This is a genomic window from Pseudomonas gingeri, assembly GCF_013386115.1.
Lineage (GTDB): Bacteria > Pseudomonadota > Gammaproteobacteria > Pseudomonadales > Pseudomonadaceae > Aquipseudomonas > Aquipseudomonas gingeri.
The window spans coordinates 1-424 of the sequence record NZ_JACAOR010000027.1 but is presented as its reverse complement, the minus strand read 5'-3'; the positions used below and the strand labels follow the sequence as shown (position 1 = coordinate 424).

Here is a 424-nt window from a genome sequence, read left to right as displayed (position 1 = left end):
TACTCACAAATTTTACCTTAGCCTGATCCGTTACCAGTGAAAGTAACGTTCAGTCTATCTTTCTATCACATACCCAAATTTTTAAAGAACGATCTAGTCAAAGACTAGAAATCAACATTCATCATCGTCTTGATGGAATGCTCATTTCTAAGCTTTACAGAAGCAGCGTAATGGTGGAGCCAAACGGGATCGAACCGTTGACCTCCTGCGTGCAAGGCAGGCGCTCTCCCAGCTGAGCTATGGCCCCGTATTTCTACAGGCTTTTCCCACAAAATTGGTGGGTCTGGGCAGATTCGAACTGCCGACCTCACCCTTATCAGGGGTGCGCTCTAACCAACTGAGCTACAGACCCAATTTCGAGCTTGTAACTGTTAGCTATAAGCTATCAGCTTGGAGCTTAAAGCTGCTTCTATCGTCTTCTTCA

Annotated in this window: 2 tRNA genes; both read right to left on the bottom strand. The window is 45.5% G+C overall.

Features of this window, described 5'->3' with window-relative positions:
- Positions 1 to 171: 171 nt before the first annotated feature.
- Positions 172 to 247, bottom strand: a tRNA-Ala gene (locus tag HX881_RS32630).
- Positions 248 to 275: 28 nt separating this feature from the next.
- Positions 276 to 352, bottom strand: a tRNA-Ile gene (locus HX881_RS32625).
- Between the last annotated feature and the right edge of the window lie 72 nt (positions 353 to 424).